This window comes from Phenylobacterium sp. (assembly GCF_030679875.1).
Lineage (GTDB): Bacteria > Pseudomonadota > Alphaproteobacteria > Caulobacterales > Caulobacteraceae > Phenylobacterium.
In genome coordinates, this window is sequence record NZ_JAUXSP010000029.1 from 38025 (window position 1) to 56941 (window position 18917).

At 67.2% G+C, this 18917-nt stretch carries 15 protein-coding genes; 5 read left to right on the plus strand and 10 right to left on the minus strand.

Annotation, left to right across the window (positions count from 1 at the left end; translation table 11 throughout):
- Positions 1–115: 115 nt before the first annotated feature.
- Positions 116–649, minus strand: a complete 534-nt coding sequence (locus Q8K84_RS16205; protein WP_305283755.1) for a porin family protein — start codon at positions 647–649, stop codon at positions 116–118.
- Positions 650–854: 205 nt separating this feature from the next.
- Between Q8K84_RS16205 and Q8K84_RS16210 the strand changes: the two genes are divergently transcribed.
- Positions 855–1976, plus strand: a complete 1122-nt coding sequence (locus Q8K84_RS16210; protein WP_305283756.1) for a beta-ketoacyl-ACP synthase III — start codon at positions 855–857, stop codon at positions 1974–1976.
- Positions 1977–2042: 66 nt separating this feature from the next.
- Here the strand turns inward: Q8K84_RS16210 and ppdK are convergent, their stop codons facing one another.
- The 5 genes from ppdK to Q8K84_RS16235 all read right to left on the minus strand — a co-directional run bounded on the left by ppdK (position 2043) and on the right by Q8K84_RS16235 (position 9155).
- A complete protein-coding gene (ppdK, locus tag Q8K84_RS16215) occupies positions 2043–4733 on the minus strand; it encodes a pyruvate, phosphate dikinase (protein ID WP_305283758.1) in 2691 nt (896 codons plus the stop codon).
- An 8-nt stretch (positions 4734–4741) separates the two neighbouring features.
- Entirely contained in the window at positions 4742–6742 is a 2001-nt protein-coding gene (gene glyS / locus Q8K84_RS16220; RefSeq protein ID WP_305283759.1) for a glycine--tRNA ligase subunit beta, read from the minus strand.
- A gap of 3 nt (positions 6743–6745) precedes the next feature.
- Positions 6746–7648, minus strand: a complete 903-nt coding sequence (locus Q8K84_RS16225; protein ID WP_300576041.1) for a glycine--tRNA ligase subunit alpha — start codon at positions 7646–7648, stop codon at positions 6746–6748.
- Between the two features lie 78 nt (positions 7649–7726).
- The gene (locus Q8K84_RS16230; protein ID WP_305283763.1) at positions 7727–8272 is read right to left on the minus strand and encodes a hypothetical protein; all 546 of its coding nucleotides are present in this window, start codon (positions 8270–8272) and stop codon (positions 7727–7729) included.
- A gap of 58 nt (positions 8273–8330) precedes the next feature.
- Complete coding sequence (locus tag Q8K84_RS16235; protein WP_305283765.1) at positions 8331–9155, minus strand: fasciclin domain-containing protein; 825 nt, start codon at positions 9153–9155, stop codon at positions 8331–8333.
- Between the two features lie 378 nt (positions 9156–9533).
- Here Q8K84_RS16235 and Q8K84_RS16240 point away from each other — a divergent pair, with 378 nt between their 5' ends.
- The gene (locus tag Q8K84_RS16240) at positions 9534–9872 is read left to right on the plus strand and encodes a P-II family nitrogen regulator (protein WP_293317793.1); all 339 of its coding nucleotides are present in this window, start codon (positions 9534–9536) and stop codon (positions 9870–9872) included.
- Positions 9873–9908: 36 nt separating this feature from the next.
- Positions 9909–11312, plus strand: a complete 1404-nt coding sequence (locus Q8K84_RS16245) for an ammonium transporter (RefSeq protein ID WP_305283913.1) — start codon at positions 9909–9911, stop codon at positions 11310–11312.
- Between the two features lie 128 nt (positions 11313–11440).
- On the opposite strand, the gene Q8K84_RS16250 is transcribed toward Q8K84_RS16245, so the two are convergent.
- The 3 genes from Q8K84_RS16250 to Q8K84_RS16260 are packed head-to-tail and all read right to left on the minus strand — an operon-like array spanning position 11441 to position 15775.
- Positions 11441–12331 (minus strand): 4-(cytidine 5'-diphospho)-2-C-methyl-D-erythritol kinase, encoded by an 891-nt coding sequence (locus Q8K84_RS16250; protein WP_305283768.1) that lies wholly within the window; start codon positions 12329–12331, stop codon positions 11441–11443.
- Positions 12332–12340: 9 nt separating this feature from the next.
- Complete coding sequence (locus Q8K84_RS16255; RefSeq protein WP_305283769.1) at positions 12341–14053, minus strand: tetratricopeptide repeat protein; 1713 nt, start codon at positions 14051–14053, stop codon at positions 12341–12343.
- A gap of 48 nt (positions 14054–14101) precedes the next feature.
- Positions 14102–15775: an electron transfer flavoprotein-ubiquinone oxidoreductase gene (locus Q8K84_RS16260; protein ID WP_305283770.1), complete on the minus strand. Its 1674-nt coding sequence runs from the start codon at positions 15773–15775 to the stop codon at positions 14102–14104.
- A gap of 143 nt (positions 15776–15918) precedes the next feature.
- Between Q8K84_RS16260 and Q8K84_RS16265 the strand changes: the two genes are divergently transcribed.
- Together Q8K84_RS16265 and Q8K84_RS16270 are read left to right on the plus strand one after the other, a co-directional pair.
- The gene (locus Q8K84_RS16265; RefSeq protein ID WP_305283771.1) at positions 15919–16737 is read left to right on the plus strand and encodes a uracil-DNA glycosylase; all 819 of its coding nucleotides are present in this window, start codon (positions 15919–15921) and stop codon (positions 16735–16737) included.
- 69 nt (positions 16738–16806) lie between these two features.
- Positions 16807–18426 carry a lytic transglycosylase domain-containing protein gene (locus Q8K84_RS16270; protein ID WP_305283772.1) on the plus strand — a complete coding sequence of 540 codons (1620 nt, stop codon included), beginning with the start codon at positions 16807–16809 and terminating at the stop codon, positions 18424–18426.
- Here Q8K84_RS16270 and Q8K84_RS16275 read toward each other — a convergent pair.
- Positions 18423–18881 carry a cell wall biosynthesis glycosyltransferase gene (locus Q8K84_RS16275; protein ID WP_305283773.1) on the minus strand — a complete coding sequence of 153 codons (459 nt, stop codon included), beginning with the start codon at positions 18879–18881 and terminating at the stop codon, positions 18423–18425. The two genes, Q8K84_RS16270 and Q8K84_RS16275, sit on opposite strands and share 4 nt — an antisense overlap.
- Positions 18882–18917: the final 36 nt, after the last annotated feature.

Consider the following 18917-nt stretch of genomic DNA (forward strand, 5'->3'; position numbering starts at 1 on the left):
AGCGCTTTCCTCCCCCCAGCCACGGTCCCCCGGGGAGAAGGCGCGGTCAAGCAAAACGGCGCGCCCCTCTCGGGACGCGCCGTCGCCTCAGATCCCTGGAGGGGCTTTGAGTGGCTTAGAACTTCCGGACGTAGCCGAGCGACCAGACATCAGCCGCACCGCCATCGTCCTGGAATTCCTGGCGGGTGTAGTCGACGCGGACACCGTTCTGCGCATCCATGAAGTAGCGGCCGCCAACCCCGAAGTTCCAGCTTTCGCCATCGGCCTTGGCCGAAACGCCGCCGGCCGAGGCCTTCACTTCGGTGGTGCCATAGCCCACCCGGGCGAAGAGATCGGCGTTCGGATTGATCGGCAGGAAGCCGACGCCGTAGATCGCTGCGCTGTGCTCAAGCTCGACGTCGACATCAGCGCCGCCGACGCGGAAGCTGTCGTCCTTGACGCCAAGAGCCAGCTCGCCTTCTACCCCAAAGTACTCGTTGATCTTGACGCCCGCGCGGCCCTGGATGGCGCCGAGGTCGAGGCCGTCAGAGCGGCTTTGGGCGTAGCCCACCGAGCCATAGACTTCCGAGCCGATGGGCTGAGCCTGCACGGCGGCCGGGACGGCGGCGAGCACGGCGACAGCGGCGGCGGCGGTAATGAGAGACTTCATAGTTGGTACTCCGACTTGAGGACGTGTGTCCTCGAACCGGGCCTTGTTCGCCGCCAAACAGGGCGGCTTCTTGTTCGCAGGCTGACGATTGCAGGGCAGCCACATCATGTGGCTTTCTCATCACACCCCCCTCCCCCTGCAATTTTCCGGCGCTGTGCTATCTAGTGGCCGCAAGCCCGGAAGAGGCTGCCATCGGAGAAGCAACTTGCGTCACGCTGTCATCGCCGCCACCGGCCTCTACACCCCACCCCATACGCTGACCAATGCGGAGCTGGTGGCGACCTTCAACGCCTATGTGGAGCGCTTCAACGCCCGCAACGCCGAGGCGATCGCCGCGGGCGAGGTCGAAGCCCTGACCCCATCCTCAGAGCCCTTCATCGAGAAGGCCTCAGGCATCAAGTCTCGCTATGTGATCGACAAGTCCGGACTGATCGATCCCGATGTGATGCGCCCGGTGATCCCCGAGCGGTCCAATGAAGAGATCTCAGTCCTGGCCGAGATCGCCGTCGCCGCCGCCCGTCAGGCCCTGGAAACCTGGGGCAAGCCCGCCAGCGAGATCGGAGCGGTGATCTGTGCGGCCTCCAACATGCAGCGGGCCTATCCGGCCATGGCCATCGAGGTGCAGCAGGCTCTGGGCATCGAGGGGTTCGCCTTCGACATGAATGTGGCCTGTTCGTCGGCCACCTTCGGCATCAAGACGGCGGCTGACTATATCGCCACGGGGTCGGCCAAGGCCGTGCTGATGGTCAATCCGGAGATCACCTCCGGCCACCTGAATTTCTGTGATCGCGACAGCCACTTCATCTTCGGCGATGTGGCCACCGCCGTGATTGTCGAGGCTCAGGATGATGCCGCGCCCGGCCAGGGCTGGGACATCGTCGGCACGCGGTTGAAGACGGTCTTCTCCAACAATATCCGCAACAATTTCGGCTTTTTGAACCGCGCCGCGCCCGAGGGCGTCGAGTCCCGCGACAAGCTGTTCGTCCAGGAAGGCCGCAAGGTGTTCCGCGAGGTGGTGCCGATGGTCTCCGAGATGATCGTCGAACACGCTGGCGACCTCGGGCTCGACGCCACCACTCTGAAGCGCCTGTGGCTGCACCAGGCCAATATCAACATGAACGACATGATCGGTCGCAAGGTGCTGGGCCGCGACCCGACACCGCAGGAGAATGTGATCATCCTGGACGAGTACGCCAACACCTCGTCGGCCGGCTCGATCATCGCCTTCCACAAGGCCAATGACGGCTTCGAGGCGGGCGAGATGGGTCTGATCTGCTCATTCGGCGCAGGCTATTCGGCCGGGACTGTCTTCGTTCGCAAACGCTGACCCCGTCGCTGCAGTTGGATTGAGAAAGGCCCCGCCGGCTGATATCCGGCGGGGCCTTTTGACGTTCTAGCGGTCCTTCTCGCGTTCGCCGATGGCCGACTGGGCGGCCGCCAGGCGGGCGATCGGCACCCGGTAGGGCGAGCAGCTCACATAGTCGAGGCCGACCCGTTCGCAGAAGTCGATGGAGGCCGGATCGCCCCCATGCTCGCCGCAGATGCCGAGCTTGATCTCGGGTCGCTGGGCGCGACCGCGCTCGGTGGCGATGCGGATCAAGTCGCCCACGCCCTCCTGGTCGAGGCTGACGAAGGGGTCTTTTTCGAAGATGCCCTTGTCCATATAGGCGGCCAGGAAACGGCCGGAGTCATCACGACTGATGCCGAAGGTCGTCTGAGTCAGATCGTTGGTGCCGAAGGAGAAGAACTCGGCGTTCTCGGCCAGGTCGGCCGCCCGGATGGCCGCGCGCGGCAGCTCAACCATCGTGCCCACCAGATAGGGGAAGTCGAGCTTGCGCTCGGCCAGCACCTGCTTGGCCACCCGATCGGTCAGCAGGCGGAGGAACTTCATCTCCTCGCCCTTGGCGACCAGGGGATGCATGATCTCGGGACATGGCGGGGTCTTGCCGGTCTCGGCGATCTCACAGGCGGCCTCGAAGATCGCCCGAACCTGCATCTCGTAGATTTCCGGATAGGAGACGCCGAGGCGGCAGCCGCGATGACCCAGCATCGGGTTGGTCTCGTGCAGCTCCTTCACCCGCCGCTCCAGGACCGCCAGTTCAAGGCCAGCCGTCTGGGCGAGCGCCTTCAAGTCCTCCTCGGTGTGGGGCAGGAACTCGTGCAGCGGGGGGTCAAGCAGGCGGATGGTGACCGGCAACCCCTCCATGATGGTGAACAGCTCGACGAAGTCGGCCCGCTGCATCGGCAGGATCTTGGCGAGAGCCGTGCGGCGTCCCTTTTCGTCGGACGCCAGGATCATCTCGCGCACGGCGGCGATGCGGTCCTCTTCGAAGAACATGTGCTCGGTGCGGCACAGGCCGATGCCCTCGGCCCCGAACTGCCGCGCGGTGCGGGCGTCGAGCGGGGTCTCGGCGTTGGCCCGGACCTTCAGACGACGCAGGGCGTCAGCCCAGACCATCAGGGTGGCGAAGTCACCGGTGAGCTCGGGCTCGATCATCTTGACCGCCCCGGCCAGCACTTCGCCGGTGGAGCCGTCGACGGTGATGATGTCGCCAGCCTTGAAGGTCCTTCCGCGCACCCGGAACTCGGCCAGCTTGGAATGGATCTGCACTTCGCCGGCGCCGGAGACGCAGGGCCGCCCCATGCCACGGGCGACCACCGCGGCATGGCTGGTCATGCCGCCGCGGGCGGTCAGGATCGCCTTGGCCGCGTGCATGCCGTGAATGTCCTCGGGGCTGGTCTCGTCCCGGACCAGGATCACCGCCTCATGGATGGCGGCCAGACGCTCGGCCTCGTCGGCGTCGAAGACGACCTTTCCCGTGGCCGCGCCGGGCGATGCCGGCAGGCCCCGGGCGATGACGTCCCGCTCGCTGCTCGGATCGATGGTCGGATGCAGCAATTGGTCCAGGGATGAGGGATCGACCCGCATGACCGCCTCCTGCTGGGTGATCACCCCCTGGGCGGCCAGATCGACGGCGATCTTCAGGGCCGCCTTGGCTGTGCGTTTGCCGTTGCGCGTCTGCAGCATGTAGAGCCGGCCCTGTTCGACCGTGAACTCGATGTCCTGCATGTCGCGGTAGTGAGTCTCCAGCCGGTTCACCGCCGCCTTGAACTGCTCGAACACCTCCGGGAGGGCTTCCTCCATGGAGGGCTGCTTGTCCCCCATCTCTTCGCGGGCGATCTTGGTCAGGGCCTGGGGCGTGCGGATGCCGGCCACCACGTCCTCGCCCTGGGCGTTGATCAGGAACTCGCCATAGAGGCGGGCTTCGCCGGTGGAAGGATTGCGGGTGAAGGCCACGCCGGTGGCCGAGGTCTCGCCCATATTGCCGAACACCATCGACTGGATGTTCACCGCCGTGCCCCAGCTCTCGGGGATGTCGTGCATGCGACGATAGAACTTGGCCCGGTCGTTCATCCAGCTGGCGAAAACGGCGCCGACCGCGCCCCAGAGCTGTTCCTGCGGATCCTGTGGGAACTCCGCGCCCAGTTCGGCGGCGACAGCCTTCTTGTAGTCGGCGACCACCTTTTCCCAGTCCTCGGCGGACAGGGCGGTGTCGACCGTGACGTCGAGGCGCTCCTTATGCTCGTCGAGGATTTCCTCGAACATGTGGTGATCCAGGTCGAGCACCACGTTCGAGTACATCTGAATGAAGCGGCGATAGGAATCGAAGGCGAACCGCCGGTCCCCAGACAGCTTGGCCAATCCCGCCACCGTCTGGTCGTTGAGACCCAGGTTCAGCACCGTGTCCATCATGCCGGGCATGGAGGCGCGGGCGCCTGAGCGCACGGAGACCAGGAGGGGGTTGGACGCATCCCCAAACCGCTTGCCGGTCAGCTCCTCGACCCGGCCCAGGGCCTCGGTGACCTGGGCCTTCATGTCGTCGGGATAGCGCTGCTCATTGGCGTAGTAATGCGTGCAGCACTCGGTGGTGATGGTGAAACCTGGCGGCACCGGCAGGCCGAGGGAAGACATCTCAGCCAGGTTGGCGCCCTTGCCCCCCAGCAGGTTCTTCATCGAAGAGTCCCCGTCGGCCGCGCCGCCACCGAAGGCATAGACCCAGCGCGTCTTGGTCAGGCTCGTCATCGTCCCACTCATCCCGTCACTTGGCCGAAATCCGCCACGCGCCCCATGGCGTCGCGGACCTGGTTCAGAAGCCGCAGGCGGTTGTCCCGTTCTGCAGCGTCTTCAGCATTCACCAGCACTTGTTCGAAAAAGGCGTCCACAGGGCCGCGCAGACCAGACAGGGCCTGCATGGCGGCCACGAAGTCTTCGGCGGCCAGGGCCTTGGTCACAGCCGGCTCCGCCCCAGCCAGGACCTGGACGAGGGCCAGCTCTGCGGCTGGCGCGGCTGGCATGGCGACCGCAGGACCCGTGGGCATGACGCCCTTCTTTTCCTCGGCCTTCAGAATGTTGGTCGCCCGCTTATAGCCGGCCAGCAGATTGGACCCGTCCTCGGTGGTCAGGAAGCCGTCCAGGGCCTCGACCCGGGCGACGATCCGCACCAGATCGTCGTCGCCCAGGGCGAAGACCGCGTCCACCAGGTCGTGGCGCCTGCCCTGATCGCGCAGCAGGACCTTCAGGCGGTCGGCGAAGAAGGCCACCAGCTCGTCCCCGACCAGTTCGCGCAGGGGCAGACGTATCCCGCCCTCCAGCACGATGCGGATCACCCCAAGGGCCGAACGACGCAGGGCATAGGGGTCGCGGGAGCCAGTAGGCTTCTCATCGATGCCGAAGAAGCCGATCAGGCTGTCGAGCTTGTCGGCCAGGGCCAGGGTGGAGCCGACGGGCCCCGTCGGCAGGGCGTCACCCGGACCTTGCGGCTTGTAGTGGTCGCCGATGGCCTCGGCGACGTCCGCCGGCAGGCCCTCGGCCCGGGCGTAGTAGCCGCCCATCAGGCCCTGCAGCTCAGGGAACTCCCCGACCATGCCGGTGACGAGATCAGCCTTGGCCAGCCGTGCGGCCTGGACCGCGGCGTCCGGATCAGCGCCGACCAGCGGCGCAAGGCGGCGGGCCAGGTCGGTAATGCGGCCCACCCGGTCAGACATGGCGCCGAGCTTGGCGTGGAAGGTGACGCCCTTCAGCTTCTCCAGCCGGTCCTCCAACCGCAGCTTGCGGTCCTCGTCCCAGAAGAAGCGGGCGTCGGCGAGCCGCGCCGAGAGCACCTTGGCGTTGCCCGCCGCGATGGCGGCGCCACCATCGGCGGCCTGGATGTTGGCCACGGTGATGAAGTGCGGGGCCAGCCGCCCCGTCGTTGGATCTCGCACGGCGAAGTACTTCTGGTGCGTCCGCATCGATGTGCGGATCACCTCGGGCGGCAGGTCGAGGAAGTCGGGGTTCATGTCGCCCAGCACCGGCGTCGGCCATTCGGCGAGACCGGCGACCTCATTCAGCAGCCCCTCATCCTCCACCAGCTCCAGATTGCGGGCGAAACACAGGGTGCGGGCGGCGTCTGAGATTCGCGCCTTGCGCTCCTCGGCCTCCAGGACAACGAAATGAGCCGCCAGCCTGTCGCGGTAGGTGTCGAAGTCCTTCACACTGAAGGGCTTGGCCGTCCCCATGAAGCGATGGCCCTCGGTGATATCGCCGCTTTCGATCCCGTCGATGGTGAAGGGCACGACCGCGCCGTCGAACAGACAGACGATCCGCTTCAGCGGCCTGACCCAGCGCAGCGTGCCGCGCCCCCAGGTCATGGACTTCGGCCAGGGGAAGTTCCGCACGATGGCCTCGACCATCTCGGCGATGATCGCAGCCGTCGGACGGCCCTTGCGCTCGATCTTTGCAAACCAGACCCCATCCTGATCGACGAGCTGGTCCAGGGTCAGGCCGGTGGAGCGCAGGAAACCCTCCATGGCCTTTTCCGGCGAGCCGACGCGGGGGCCCTTACGCTCTTCAGTTCGGTCGGCCTGGGCTTCCGGCAGCCCCTCTATCACCAGGGTCAGGCGGCGCGGGCCAGCGAACGTGGTCATCGCCTCCGGCAGGAAGCCCTGCTCGGCCAGGCGCTCGCGCGCCATGCGCTCCAGGTCGCGGGCGGCCTGGACCTGCATGCGCGCAGGGATCTCTTCGGAGAAGAGCTCGAGAAGCAGTTGAGGCATGGGTTAAGCGTTGCCCCCTTCATTGGCCACCCAGGCCTCGGCGCACATCTTGGTCAGGTCGCGGATGCGGCCGATATAGCTCTGGCGCTCGGCCACCGCGATGGCGCCGCGGGCGTCCATCAGGTTGAACAGGTGGCTGGCCTTGAGCACATGGTCATAGGCCGGCAGGACGATGGCCTGGCCTTGCGGGCCCTTCATCGCCAGCAGGCGCGGGACCTGCGTCTCCATGTCCTCGAACTGGCGCTTCAGGGTGGCCACGTCATAGCCGTCGAAATTGGCCGTCGACTGCTGGCGCTCATTCTCCAGGAACACCTCGCCATAGGTCATGGGCGCCGGCCCGTCCGGATCGTTGAAGGCCAGATCCGTGAAATGGTCGACGCCCTGCAGATACATGGCCAGCCGCTCCAACCCGTAGGTGAGTTCGCCGGCCACGGGCCAGACGTCCACGCCCCCTACCTGCTGGAAGTAGGTGTACTGGGTCACCTCCATACCATCGCACCAGACCTCCCAGCCCAGGCCCCAGGCGCCCACGGTGGGGTTCTCCCAGTCGTCCTCGACGAAACGGATGTCGTGCAGGCGGGTGTCGAGGCCAATGGCCTCCAGGCTGCCGAGATAGAGATCCTGCAGATCGTCGGGGTTCGGCTTCAGGATCACCTGGTACTGGTAATAGTGCTGCAGGCGGTTGGGGTTCTCCCCATACCGGCCATCCGCCGGGCGGCGGGAGGGCTGCACATAGGCCGCCCGCCACGGTTTTGGACCAAGCGCACGCAGGACCGTCGCCGGGTGGAGGGTGCCTGCCCCCACCTCGACGTCGTGCGGCTGCAGGATCACACAACCCTGGCGGCTCCAATAGTCATGGAGTTTCAGGATCAGGCCCTGAAACGAGAGCGGTTTTTCTGAGGACATCTGGGCTGATTTGCAGGCGCAAAAAAAGTCGGCGGACCATAGGGCCCGCCGACCTGTGCATCAAGCGCGCGACGAAGATCAGTTGCCGCCGGGGTCGCTCGCCTTGCCCGCGCGGGACTGCGGGCCGCCGTACTTGGCCCGGTTCTCCTCGGTGTCGGGGATCGGACCATTGGTCGTCACCTGGCCGCCCGCAGTGCTGGAAGCCATGGCCCCCATGGAGCCGGCTGACCGGGCCTCGCCATCCATCTGGCCCTGGTGGGCCGTGGCGCTCCCGCCAGCATGGCCGCTCATGCCGTCACTGTGCATGGTGGCGCCAGCCTGGGCCGAGCCACGCATGGAGCCCGACATGGCCCCGGGCGCGTTCACCGCTTCGCCCTCGGATTGGACCGAGCCCGACATCTGACCGCCGGTCATGGTGCGGCCGGCGTCAGCGCCGGTGGGCCGGGTAGAGTCCACGGACGGAAGTCCCGTGCTGGAGCGGGTGTGGTCGGCAGGGCCGCTGAGCGCCCCCGCAGCCTGACCTGACAGATCCCCGGTCACACCGCCCTGGACAGTCTGGGCCTGGACCGCGGACGCCATCAGAAGGGCGGCGGCGGAGGTGGAAAGAACAAGCTTGAGGTTCATTGCTGGATTCCTTGGGTTTTGATCATACCGCAGGTCCCCCCAGCGCCCTGCCTTGGGTTCAGTTGCTCTCGGCGGCGGTGCGCTTGCCGGCGCTCGAGAGGGGTGCGCCATAGGCGGCGCGGTTTTCCGGGGTGTCCGGAATGGGTTGCATCTGCACATCGGACGCGGTGGCCGCAGTGTCCGCAGCGATCCCCGTCGGGGCGTCGGACTCTCCGGTCACACTGGCGCCTGTCGCCGGGGCGGCAGGGGTTGTGGCGTCTGGCGACGGTATAGAGGCTGAAGCATCCGCCCCCGCAGCGGCCACTGTGGCGTCGCCCGGCATGAGCACCTTATCCACCACATGGATCACACCATTGTCGGCGTTGATGTCCGACTGGGTGACCCGGGCCTGACCGACGGTCCAGACCTCACCCACGTCGTTAACCTGCAGATTCTCACCGGCGACGGTCGGCACGGGCCCTTGGGCGCCCTCGATCTTGCTGGCGTCCAGGCGCGCATTGACCACGTGGTAGGTCAGCAGCTTCTGCAATTCGGCGCGGTTTTCGTCAGCCATCAAGCGGTCGAGTTCCCCCGCCGGCAAGGCCGCAAAGGCGGCGTCGGTGGGCGCGAAGATTGTGAGATTCGGCGTCGTCTTCAGGAGCTGAACCAGATTGGTCGCCTCCAAGGCGGCGACCAGGGTGGTGAACTGTCCAGCAGCCTCGACCGTCTCAACAATATCGCCGGCCGGCGCGACCTGAGCGCCCGCGCGGGCGTCGGCGCCTGCCTGAGCGGAAGGCAGGCCCGCCGTGGGCGTGGACGGCGCCGGATCAGCCACCTGGGCATGCGCGGCGCCGGCCATGAGGGCGGCGATAGCGGTTGCGGTCACTAGGCGTGTCAGACGCATGGTCATCCTCTCGATTGTGGGGCGCGAGCCAATGCAGGCGTCACGGTCGGGAGAACTAAGCAGCGGGGGGCCCATCGGTTGCCGACGTTCACGGGTTCGTGATCACGCTGGGTCTTCCGGTTCGGGCGCTCAGAACCGACGCCCTCAGCCGTCGGTGATGCTCAGTTTGCGGGCAATCGCCCCCCACTGGCGCCCATCCTTTCGGCACTGAAAGGCTTTCCTTAACCGGCGACGACCCCGGCCGCCCCCCCTCCCCTCGCCGCCGATAGCGTCACAGTCGCCGTCGACCGACACCGTCGGAATGGGGCCATGGGGCTTGGTGACGGCTCGAACCAATAAGGGGACGCGCGGCGTAAAAGCCCGTGCGGTAGCGAGCGGATGAAACTGATCATTGCGATCGTCAAACCCTTCAAGTTGGACGACGTGCGCGAAGCGCTCGTTTCGGCCGGCGTTGAAGGCCTGACGGTCTCTGAAGTCAAAGGCTACGGCCGGCAAAAGGGGCAGACAGAGATCTACCGGGGGGCGGAGTACCAGGTGAACTTCGTGCCCAAGGTCAAGCTGGAGGCGGTCGTCGATGACGCCGCCGCCGCCAAGGCCGTGGAGGCCATCAAGGCCGCAGCGGCCACCGGCAAGATCGGCGACGGGAAGATCTTCGTCGTCAACGTCGAGGACGCGGTGCGTATCCGCACCGGTGAGACCGGGGCCGCCGCCCTTTAAGGGCGCAACTGAACGGGACAAGGGGATAGCCAAATGATGTCGTTGAAATTCAAGGGGCTGGCAGGGCTAATGCTCGCCGCCGCAATTGTCGGGGCGCCTGTCGCCTCGGCCTGGGCCCAAGAGGCGCCACCACCGGCCGAAGCCATGATGGAGGCGCCGGCGGAAGAAGCCGCGCCGATCGCTGAAGCCGCGCCGGTTGAAGAGGCCGCCGTCGAGGAAGAGGTCGCCACCATCGACGCCGGCGACACGGCCTGGATGCTGACCTCCACTGCGCTCGTCCTGATGATGACCATTCCGGGTCTCGCCCTGTTCTACGGCGGCATGGTCCGCAAGAAGAACGTGATCGCCACTGTCGCCCAGAGCTTCGCTATCACCGCGGTGATGAGCGTTCTCTGGATGGTCGTCGGCTATTCACTGGCCTTCTCCGAGAACAGCAACCCCGCGCTGCAGCCCTTCGTCGGCGGCCTCAGCAACGCGTTCCTGGCGGGCGTGGCCTATGACGGCGTGTCAGGGACCATTCCGGAATACCTCTTCGTGGTGTTCCAGATGACCTTCTTCATCATCACACCGGCCCTCATCACCGGCGCTTTCGCCGAGCGCATGAAGTTCTCGGCCATGCTGATGTTCATGGTCCTGTGGTCGCTGGTCGTCTATGCGCCGGTCTGCCATTGGATCTGGGGCGGCGGCTTCCTGAGCGACGAGGGCGTCCTCGACTTCGCTGGCGGCACCGTGGTGCACATCAATGCTGGCGTCGCCGGTCTGGTCTGCGCGATCGTTCTGGGCAAGCGTAAAGGCTACGGCGTCGACAACATGGCGCCGCACAACCTGGTGCTGACCATGATCGGCGCCGCCATGCTGTGGGTGGGCTGGTTCGGCTTTAACGCCGGTTCCGCCTTGGCCGCCAACGGCCTTGCCGCCGTGGCCATGCTGAACACCCAAGTCGCCGCCGCTGGCGCGATCCTGTCCTGGCTGGTCATCGAGTGGGTCGAGCGCAAGAAGCCCGGCATGCTCGGCATGGCGTCCGGCGCCATCGCCGGCCTGGTCGCGATCACCCCCGCGGCTGGCTTCGTCAGCCCGCAGGGCGCCTTGATCATCGGCCTCGTCGGCGGCGCTGCGGCCTATGTGGGCGCGGTCTGGCTTAAGAAGCTGCTGAAGTACGACGACAGCCTGGACGTCTTCGGCGTGCACGGCATCGCCGGCATCGTCGGCGCCATCCTCACCGGCGTCCTCGCCGATGCGGTCATCGCTGGCGAAGAAACCGCCGCCGCGGCCAATGCGGGCACGCAGTTCATCGGCGTGCTGGGCACGGTGGCCTGGTCGGGCATCGCCAGCTTTGTCATTCTCATGATCTGCAAGTTCACCGTCGGACTGCGGGTTTCCGAGGAGGAAGAGGTCGAAGGACTGGACCTCTCGCAACACGGGGAATCCGTCCACAGCTGATCCAGCTCTCAAGGCTGATCACGGAACGGGGGTCCTTCGGGGCCCCCGTTTTCGTTTGCGCTGTCTGGCGTGACGACGCCGACCGCGACAGGCTTGCACGAATGCACGGGTCTCAGGCGGTCAGGGTCTCAGGCGGTCTCTGGCCAGGGGCCGCCCAGGCGGCACCGGCGCACCCACCAGTCCGGGCGCAGCCGCCCAAGGCCCTCGGCCAGTTGCTCGGCCTCGATGTCGCTGGCGCAGAGGGCGAAGCAGGTGGCGCCTGAGCCAGACATCTGCGCGAACAGAGTCTCAGGCTCGCCGCGCAGGGCGCTCAAAACGTCCCCGATCGCCGGGGCGAGCTCGACAGCGGCCGCCTCAAGGTCATTGCGCATGAGGCTGAGCCAGCCGGCCACCTCCTCGACGGACTCAAAGAGATCCGGCAGGGGCGGCGCGGTTACGTCACCGAAGACGCCCAGGGCGTCGAACCGGCTGTAGACAGCGCCGGTGGACGCGGCGACCCGCGGATTGACGAGCACTGCCGGCATGACGGGTAGGCCAGGCGACGGACTGAGCCGCTCTCCCCGGCCCTCAGCCATGACGGGGGCGCCCCAAAGGCAAGCCGCGCCATCGGCGCCCAGCTCTGCGGCAAGTCCTTGCAAAACCTCATCAGACAAGCCGGGCGCCCAGGCCGCCCGCAGGAGCCGCAGCGCTGCGCCGGCGTCGCTGGACCCCCCGCCCAGGCCGGCGGCGACCGGCAACTGCTTGTCCAGCACCAGCATGACCGGCGACCTTGGGCCGCGCACCTCATGCAACAGCGCCTGGGCCGCCCGCTGGACGAGATTGTCGCCACTTCCGGCCAGATCGCGGGCGAACGGGCCCGTCAGGGTGAAATCCAGGGCTTCGGCCGGAGCCAGTGAGACCTGGTCACCCACATCGGCGAAGACCATCAGGGAGCAGAGCGGGTGATAGCCGTCCGCCCCCGGCGCCCCGACGTGCAGGAACAGGTTCACCTTGGCGGGCGCGAAAGCCTGGCCGAACATGGCGCGGACCTAGCGAACGACGGGACTGGGCGCGGTCTCAGCGGCCGCCTGCGCCGCCGCCCGGGTCGCGCCGGGGCCGAGCCCGGAAGCCAGCTTGGCCTCGGCGTCGGCGCGAATCCGGGTGTCAGGCTCCAGGGTCAGAACCCGCCGCCACTGGAAGACGGCTTCGTCGCGCCGGCCCACCTGCCAGTAGGCGTCGCCGAGATGGTTGTTGATCTCGGGGTCGCCGGCTTCCAGGCCAACGGCCTCCTCCAGCACCTCGACGGCCTTGTCGTACTGGCCAAGCCGGTAATAGCCCCAGCCCAGACTGTCGATCATCGCCCCGGAACGCGGGTTGGCGTCGACGGCGGTCTGGACCATGGCCAGGGCCTCGTCCAGACGCTCGCCGCGGTCGATCCAGCCATAGGCCAGGTAGTTGAGGATGTCCGGTTCTTCCGGGTTCAGCGCCAGGGCGGCCATCAGGTCGGCCTCGGCGCGGGGCCAGTCTCCCATCCGCTCAAACGCCGCGCCTCTGGCGAACAGCAGCCGCCAGTCAGGCTCCGGACTGGCTTCCACCAGCTGGTTGAGCGGAACGATCGCCTCATCATAGCGCTCGTTGCTTCGCAACAGGTCAGCCAGGGTCAGCAGGCCGATGGGATCACCGTCGACTGCGGCCTTGCGGGCGGTCTCCAGGGCGGCCTCGCCCTCACCTGCGCCTTGCAGGCTCCAGGCCAGCTTGCTCTGGGCGGTGACGTAGTCGGGGTGTCCCGTCGGCACGCGGTCATAGGCGGCGCGGGCGGCCTGCACGTCACCGGCTGCGCCCATGAGGTCGCCAACCATCATCCAGGCGTCCATCCGCTCGGGGTCCAGCCGCAGGGCGAGGCGCACATAGGCCAGGGCGAACTGAGTCTGGCGGGCGGCCAGCATGGCGGCGGCCGGCGTCAGTATGGCCTGAGCAGCGCCCTGACGGACCGTCGGGGCCGATGGCGGGCTCCGGCGCGCCAGCGCACGGTCGCGCGCCAGGCCAAGGGCGGTGTCGCGCCGGTAGGTGGCGAGCGCCCTTTCGTAGAGCGCCACGGCTTCGGGCCGGCGTCCGCGGCGTTCGAGGAACTCCCCATGCGCCAGGACCAGCATCGGCGGGGCGTCTGGGGCGTCAGTAAGCGCCTTGAAGTCGGTCTCCGCCTCATCGTAGCGACGGACCCGCTCGTACTGGTAGGCCTGACCCAGCATGCCGAAATATTCCACCAGCTTGTCGCCGGGAACATCAGGACGCCGGGTGGCCAGGTCCATGTCGCCCGCCTGGGCCGCGGCCCAGGGCGTCAGTAGGGCCGCCGCCGTGCGATGGGGAAAGCCGATCTCTTCGGAGGTCAGAAGCTCGTAGGCCGCCTCCCCCTTGCCGGAGGCCAGGGCGTCCACCGCCAGAACCAGCCGCCCAAGGCGCTTTGCGCCCTCGGACGCCTCCTCCCCGACCGGCGCGATGGCTGCGGCCTTCTCGATCTCACCGCTCAGCACAGCGGCCGTGAAGGCGCGCTCGGAGATCAGATTGGGGGTGTCGCGACTGAGGGTGGCCCGCTCGAAATAGTCGGCGGCCTGCCGGCTTTCACCGTCATTCAGAGCAGCCTGACCGGCCAGGAACAGGCCATAGGGCGAGCGGGCCTCCAGTCCTCCGGCGGGCGCCGAGGGACTGGCGCAGGCCGCCAGGAGCAGAACAGGGACCGTCACGGTCAGAGAACGAAGGCGCATCCCCGCAGGGTTTCCTTTTCCGGCCCCCGCCGCAAGCGCGACGGCGACTCACATATTGGGATAGTTCGGCCCGTCCCCGCCCTGAGGCGTCGTCCAGACGATATTCTGCGACGGATCCTTGATGTCGCAGGTCTTGCAGTGGACGCAGTTCTGGAAGTTGATCTGGAACTTCGGGTTCTCACCAGCCTCATCATACAGCACCTCATAGACCCCAGCGGGGCAATAGAGGCGGGCCGGTTCGCCGAACCTGGGCAGGTTCACCGAAATCGGGATCGACGGGTCCTTGAGCCGCAGGTGAGCCGGCTGGTTCTCGTCGTGATTGGTGGCTGACAGGAAGACCGAGGACAGCTTGTCGAAGCTGATCTCGTTGTCGGGCTTCGGATAGACGATCGGCTGGTAGTCCTTGGCCAGGCCGGTGGACTCCGCGTCGGTCTTGCCGTGCTTCATGGTGCCAAACACCGAGAAGCCGCCGGTCAGGTTGCTGATCGTCATGTCCATACCGCTCAGCAGGGTGCCGAGCGCGGTGCCGTACTTGGAGATGATCGGCTTGGCGTTGCGGACGATCTTGAGTTCCTTATAGACCCAGGAGGCCTTGTAGGCGGCCTCGTACTCGGCCAGTTCGTCGCCCTGACGGCCACCCTGGATGGCGGCGAAGGCGGCTTCAGCGGCGAGCATGCCGGTCTTCATGGCGTTATGGCTGCCCTTGATCCGGGGCACGTTCACAAAGCCCGCCGAGCAGCCGACCAGGACGCCGCCCGGGAAGAACAGCTTGGGCACCGACTGTAGGCCGCCCTCGGTGATGGCGCGGGCGCCATAGGCGATGCGCTTGCCACCTTCGAGATGCGGGCGCACGGCCGAATGCTGCTTGAAGCGCTGGAACTCGTCGAACGGCGACATCCAGGGGTTCTTGTAGTTCAGGTGCACCACGAAGCCGATGGCCACGTAGTTGTCCCCGAAGTGGTACATGAAGCTGCCGCCGCCGGTCTTGTTGTCCAGCGGCCAACCCAGGGTGTGCTGCACCAGGCCCGGCTGGAACTTGTCGTCGGGAACCTGCCACAGCTCCTTCAGGCCAATGCCGAACTTCTGGGGTTCGCTGTTCTCGGCCAGACCGAACTTATCGATCAGCTGCTTGGCGAGCGACCCGCGGACGCCCTCGCCGATGAAGGTGTATTTGGCCAGCAGCTCGACGCCAGGCTGATAGTCGGGGCCCTTGTTCCCGTCCTTGTCGATGCCGAAGACGCCGGCGACCACGCCCTTGACCGCGCCGTTCTCGTCGAACAGCACCTCAGAAGCCGCCATGCCGGGATAGATTTCCACGCCGAGCGCCTCGGCCTGCTGGCCCAGCCAACGGGCGACATTCGCCAGGGAGGCGATGTAGTTGCCATGGTTCAGCATGAACTTCGGCATGGGCAGCCAGGTGATGTCCAGCTCGCCCTGGGGACCGAGATAGATGAACTTGTCCTTCTTGACCGGCGTCTCCAGGGGCGCGCCCTGGTCTTTCCAGTCGGGGATCAGCTCATTCAGAGCGATGGGATCGATGACCGCGCCAGACAGGATATGGGCGCCGACCTCGGAGCCCTTTTCCAGAACCGCAACGCTGATCTCGGCGCCGGCCTCGGCGGCGAGCTGCTTCAGACGAATCGCCGCCGACAGGCCAGCAGGCCCGGCGCCCACGATGACGACGTCGTATTCCATGGCTTCGCGTTCGACGTCTTCGCTCATGATCCCCTCTGAACTCCATTATCCGACGGTCAGGGGCCCGCACCCTCGCCGACAGCGTTGATCCTTTGGCCGTCTTATCGGAAGGTCGCCCCTACGCGGTCAAGGACAAACCCCGCGAAACTCAAGGATTTCGACCCACCAGTATGGACCAGTCCACCCCGCCCGCCCCCGAAATCCTGGCCCATAGCCTGCTGGCCTTCTGGGCCGACGCCGGCGTGGACTGCCTCTATCAGGACGAGGCGACCGACCGTATCGCCGCCGGGTTGAGCCCCCCGCCACGGCGGGTGGAACATGTCGCAGCCCCGCTCCGCACGGCACCAGCGGCGGGTGAACCTGCCTCCGACGCCCTGGCCGAGGCCCGGCGGCTGGCCGCCGCGGCGCAGGATCTGACCAGCCTGGCCGAAGCCATCGCCGGTTTCGAAGGTTGCCCTCTGCGGTTCGAGGGCGCGGCCACGCGATCGGTGTTCAGCCGAGGCCCATCGGACGCCCCGGTCATGATTATCGGCGAGGGACCAGGCGGCGACGAAGATGCGCGCGGCGAGCCCTTTGTGGGCCGCGCCGGCCAGTTGCTGGACCGGATGCTGGCCGCCGCCGGCCTCTCCGACCGGGTCTTCATCACCAACACGGTCTTCTGGCGGCCCCCGGGCAATCGCACCCCCTCGCTGTCCGAGCAGGCCCTGTGCGCGCCCTTCGTGGAGCGGGCCATTTCCCTCGTCCGGCCAAAGATGCTGCTGCTGGTCGGCGGCGCCTCAGCCAAGGCGATGCTCAAGCGCGAGGAGGGTATTCTCGCCATGCGGGGACGCTGGTTCGAATGGCGTTCTGACGACGAAAGCCTCGAACTGCCCGCCATGCCAACGCTTCACCCGGCGTTTCTGCTTCGTCAGCCAGCAGCCAAGAAGAAAGCGTGGAGCGATCTCGTGTCTTTGGTGCAGAGGCTTGATCGGCCAGACCGTCCCCACTAGACCTGCACCTGAGCTTCGAGAAAAGGGCCACGGAACCGCTGCGGCATGTCGGCGGACGTGGAAGGTCGTATGACGACATCGACGCGAAGGCAGGTTTTCGGCCTGGGACTGGGCGCTGTGAGCGCGGCTGTGACGGCGGGCGCCGCCACCCGCGCCTGGGCCGCGCCCCAGGTGCTGAACCCCTGGGATCTGGTCCGCTATCGCGCCGCGTTCGCCGCCGTCGACCGGGGCGATTTCATCGACGCCCAGATGCAACTCGTGGAGCTTAAGGATCGCAGCCTGACGGGCCATATCGCCCTGCGCCAGCTGATGCATCCCACCGCCCATGTGGCCTCCTATCAGGAACTGAGCGCCTGGCTGGGCGCCCACGCCGATCTGCCGGGCGCTGAACGGGTCTATGCCCTGGCCCTGAAGCGCCGGCCGCCCGGCGCCGCTGCGCCGCGGACTCCCGTCGTGTCGGGTCTCGACTGGGGCCGGGTGGAGAGCGCCGCTCAGCGGGTCGGCGGCCGGCTGAACGCCGACAAAGGCCGCGCCGCCCGCCAGGCCTTCTATGGCGGCGACGTCACCCGCGCCTTGGACCTGGCTGGAAACGCCTGCGAGCGGTGGATCGCCGGCATGGCCGCCTACCGCCTTGGCCGGTACGAAGAGGCCGAGGGCTTCTTCAGCGCCGTCGCCCGTGATCCCGACGAAGGCGAATGGCTGCAGGCCGGCGCCGGCTTCTGGGCCGCCCGCGCCGCAAGCCGCGATGAAGACGCCGACCGCGCCGCCGCCCACCTGCGGGTGGCCGCGCGCCACCCCCAGACCTTCTATGGCATGATCGCTGACCGGCGCCTGGCCCTGGTCGGCGACGAAGCTGCGCCCGCCCGCCTGTCGCAGGCCGCCCCGCAGGGACAGATCTTGCGGGTAAGCGCCCGCGGCGGCGACAGCGTCGACATGGTGCGCTTCGCCAAGTCCGATCCGCGCGCGCACCGCGCCGTCGCCCTGTCCCAGTTGGGACTGGCCCTGGAGGCCGGACTTGAGCTGCGGGCTGGCCTGATGCTCGCCAAGTCGGAGCCGGAGCGGAGCCGCTGGACCACCCTCGCCCTGGCGCTGAATGCGCCCCTTACCTCTGCGGCCGACACCTTACCGGGGCGTATGCGGGCGGCCTTCGCCTATCCGACCCCGGCGCTGGAGCCCAAGTGGGGCTTCACCATCGACAGGGCCCTGGTCTACGCCATCGTCAACCAGGAGAGCCGCTTCAATCCGGCCGCTGTGTCGCCGGCCGGCGCGGTCGGTCTGATGCAGCTGATGCCTGAGGCCGCCGCCCGGGCGGCTGGCGACGATAAGCTTCGCCAGGATATGAGCCCCCTGTTCGACCCCGCCTTCAACCTGCGGGTCGGCCAGGACTATCTGACCTGGCTGATGGAGCGCGGGGTCGGCTATGATCTGCTGCAGGTCGTCGCCGCCTATAATGGCGGGCCTGGCACGCTGCAAAAGACCGTCGCGATGGTTGGCGAGCAGGCCGACAGCCTGCTGGTCATCGAATGCCTGCCCTCGGTCGAGACCCGCAACTATGTCGAAAAAGTCGTCGCCGCCTACTGGGCCTATCGCGACCACTTCGGCGAAACCTCGCGCACCCTCGACGCGGCCGCCCGCGGCGCACGGACCATCGACGCCCGTCTGGACTTCGACGGGACGATGAAGTTCTAGCCCAGGCGCACCGCGCCGCGACCGAAACGGTCCACCAAAAGCCTCAGATCACCCTGAGTTCCGCCGAAGTCCCGGGTGCGGATCAGCAGGCCTGCGCTTCGGTTCTGCCGACGCCCCGCAAACCAGCCCGTCTGCAAAGGCGGCAGCAGCAGCGCCGCCTTGGTCGCCCTGGAGCTATGGTCGGCGACGATTTCGATCCAGCGGCTCGGGAATCGCATCTCGGGCGTGACGATCAGCAGCCAATTGCCCTTGGCCACCGCGGCGGCCGCTGCGATCGACCCCCGCAGGAGGGTTGCGCCAGCGTCCTCACACAGGGCCGAGGTCGCCGGGTCGGCATCGCCGTCGGCGACGATCACTTCACGGACCAGGCCATCCACGGCGGCCGGGACAAGGGCGGCGAGCAGGCCCGCGAGGGCGTCGGCAGAATCATGGGCAGGCACGATGACAGTGATCATGCCGCCAAAGGGGCCGCTTCGATCGCGGGGTCAACA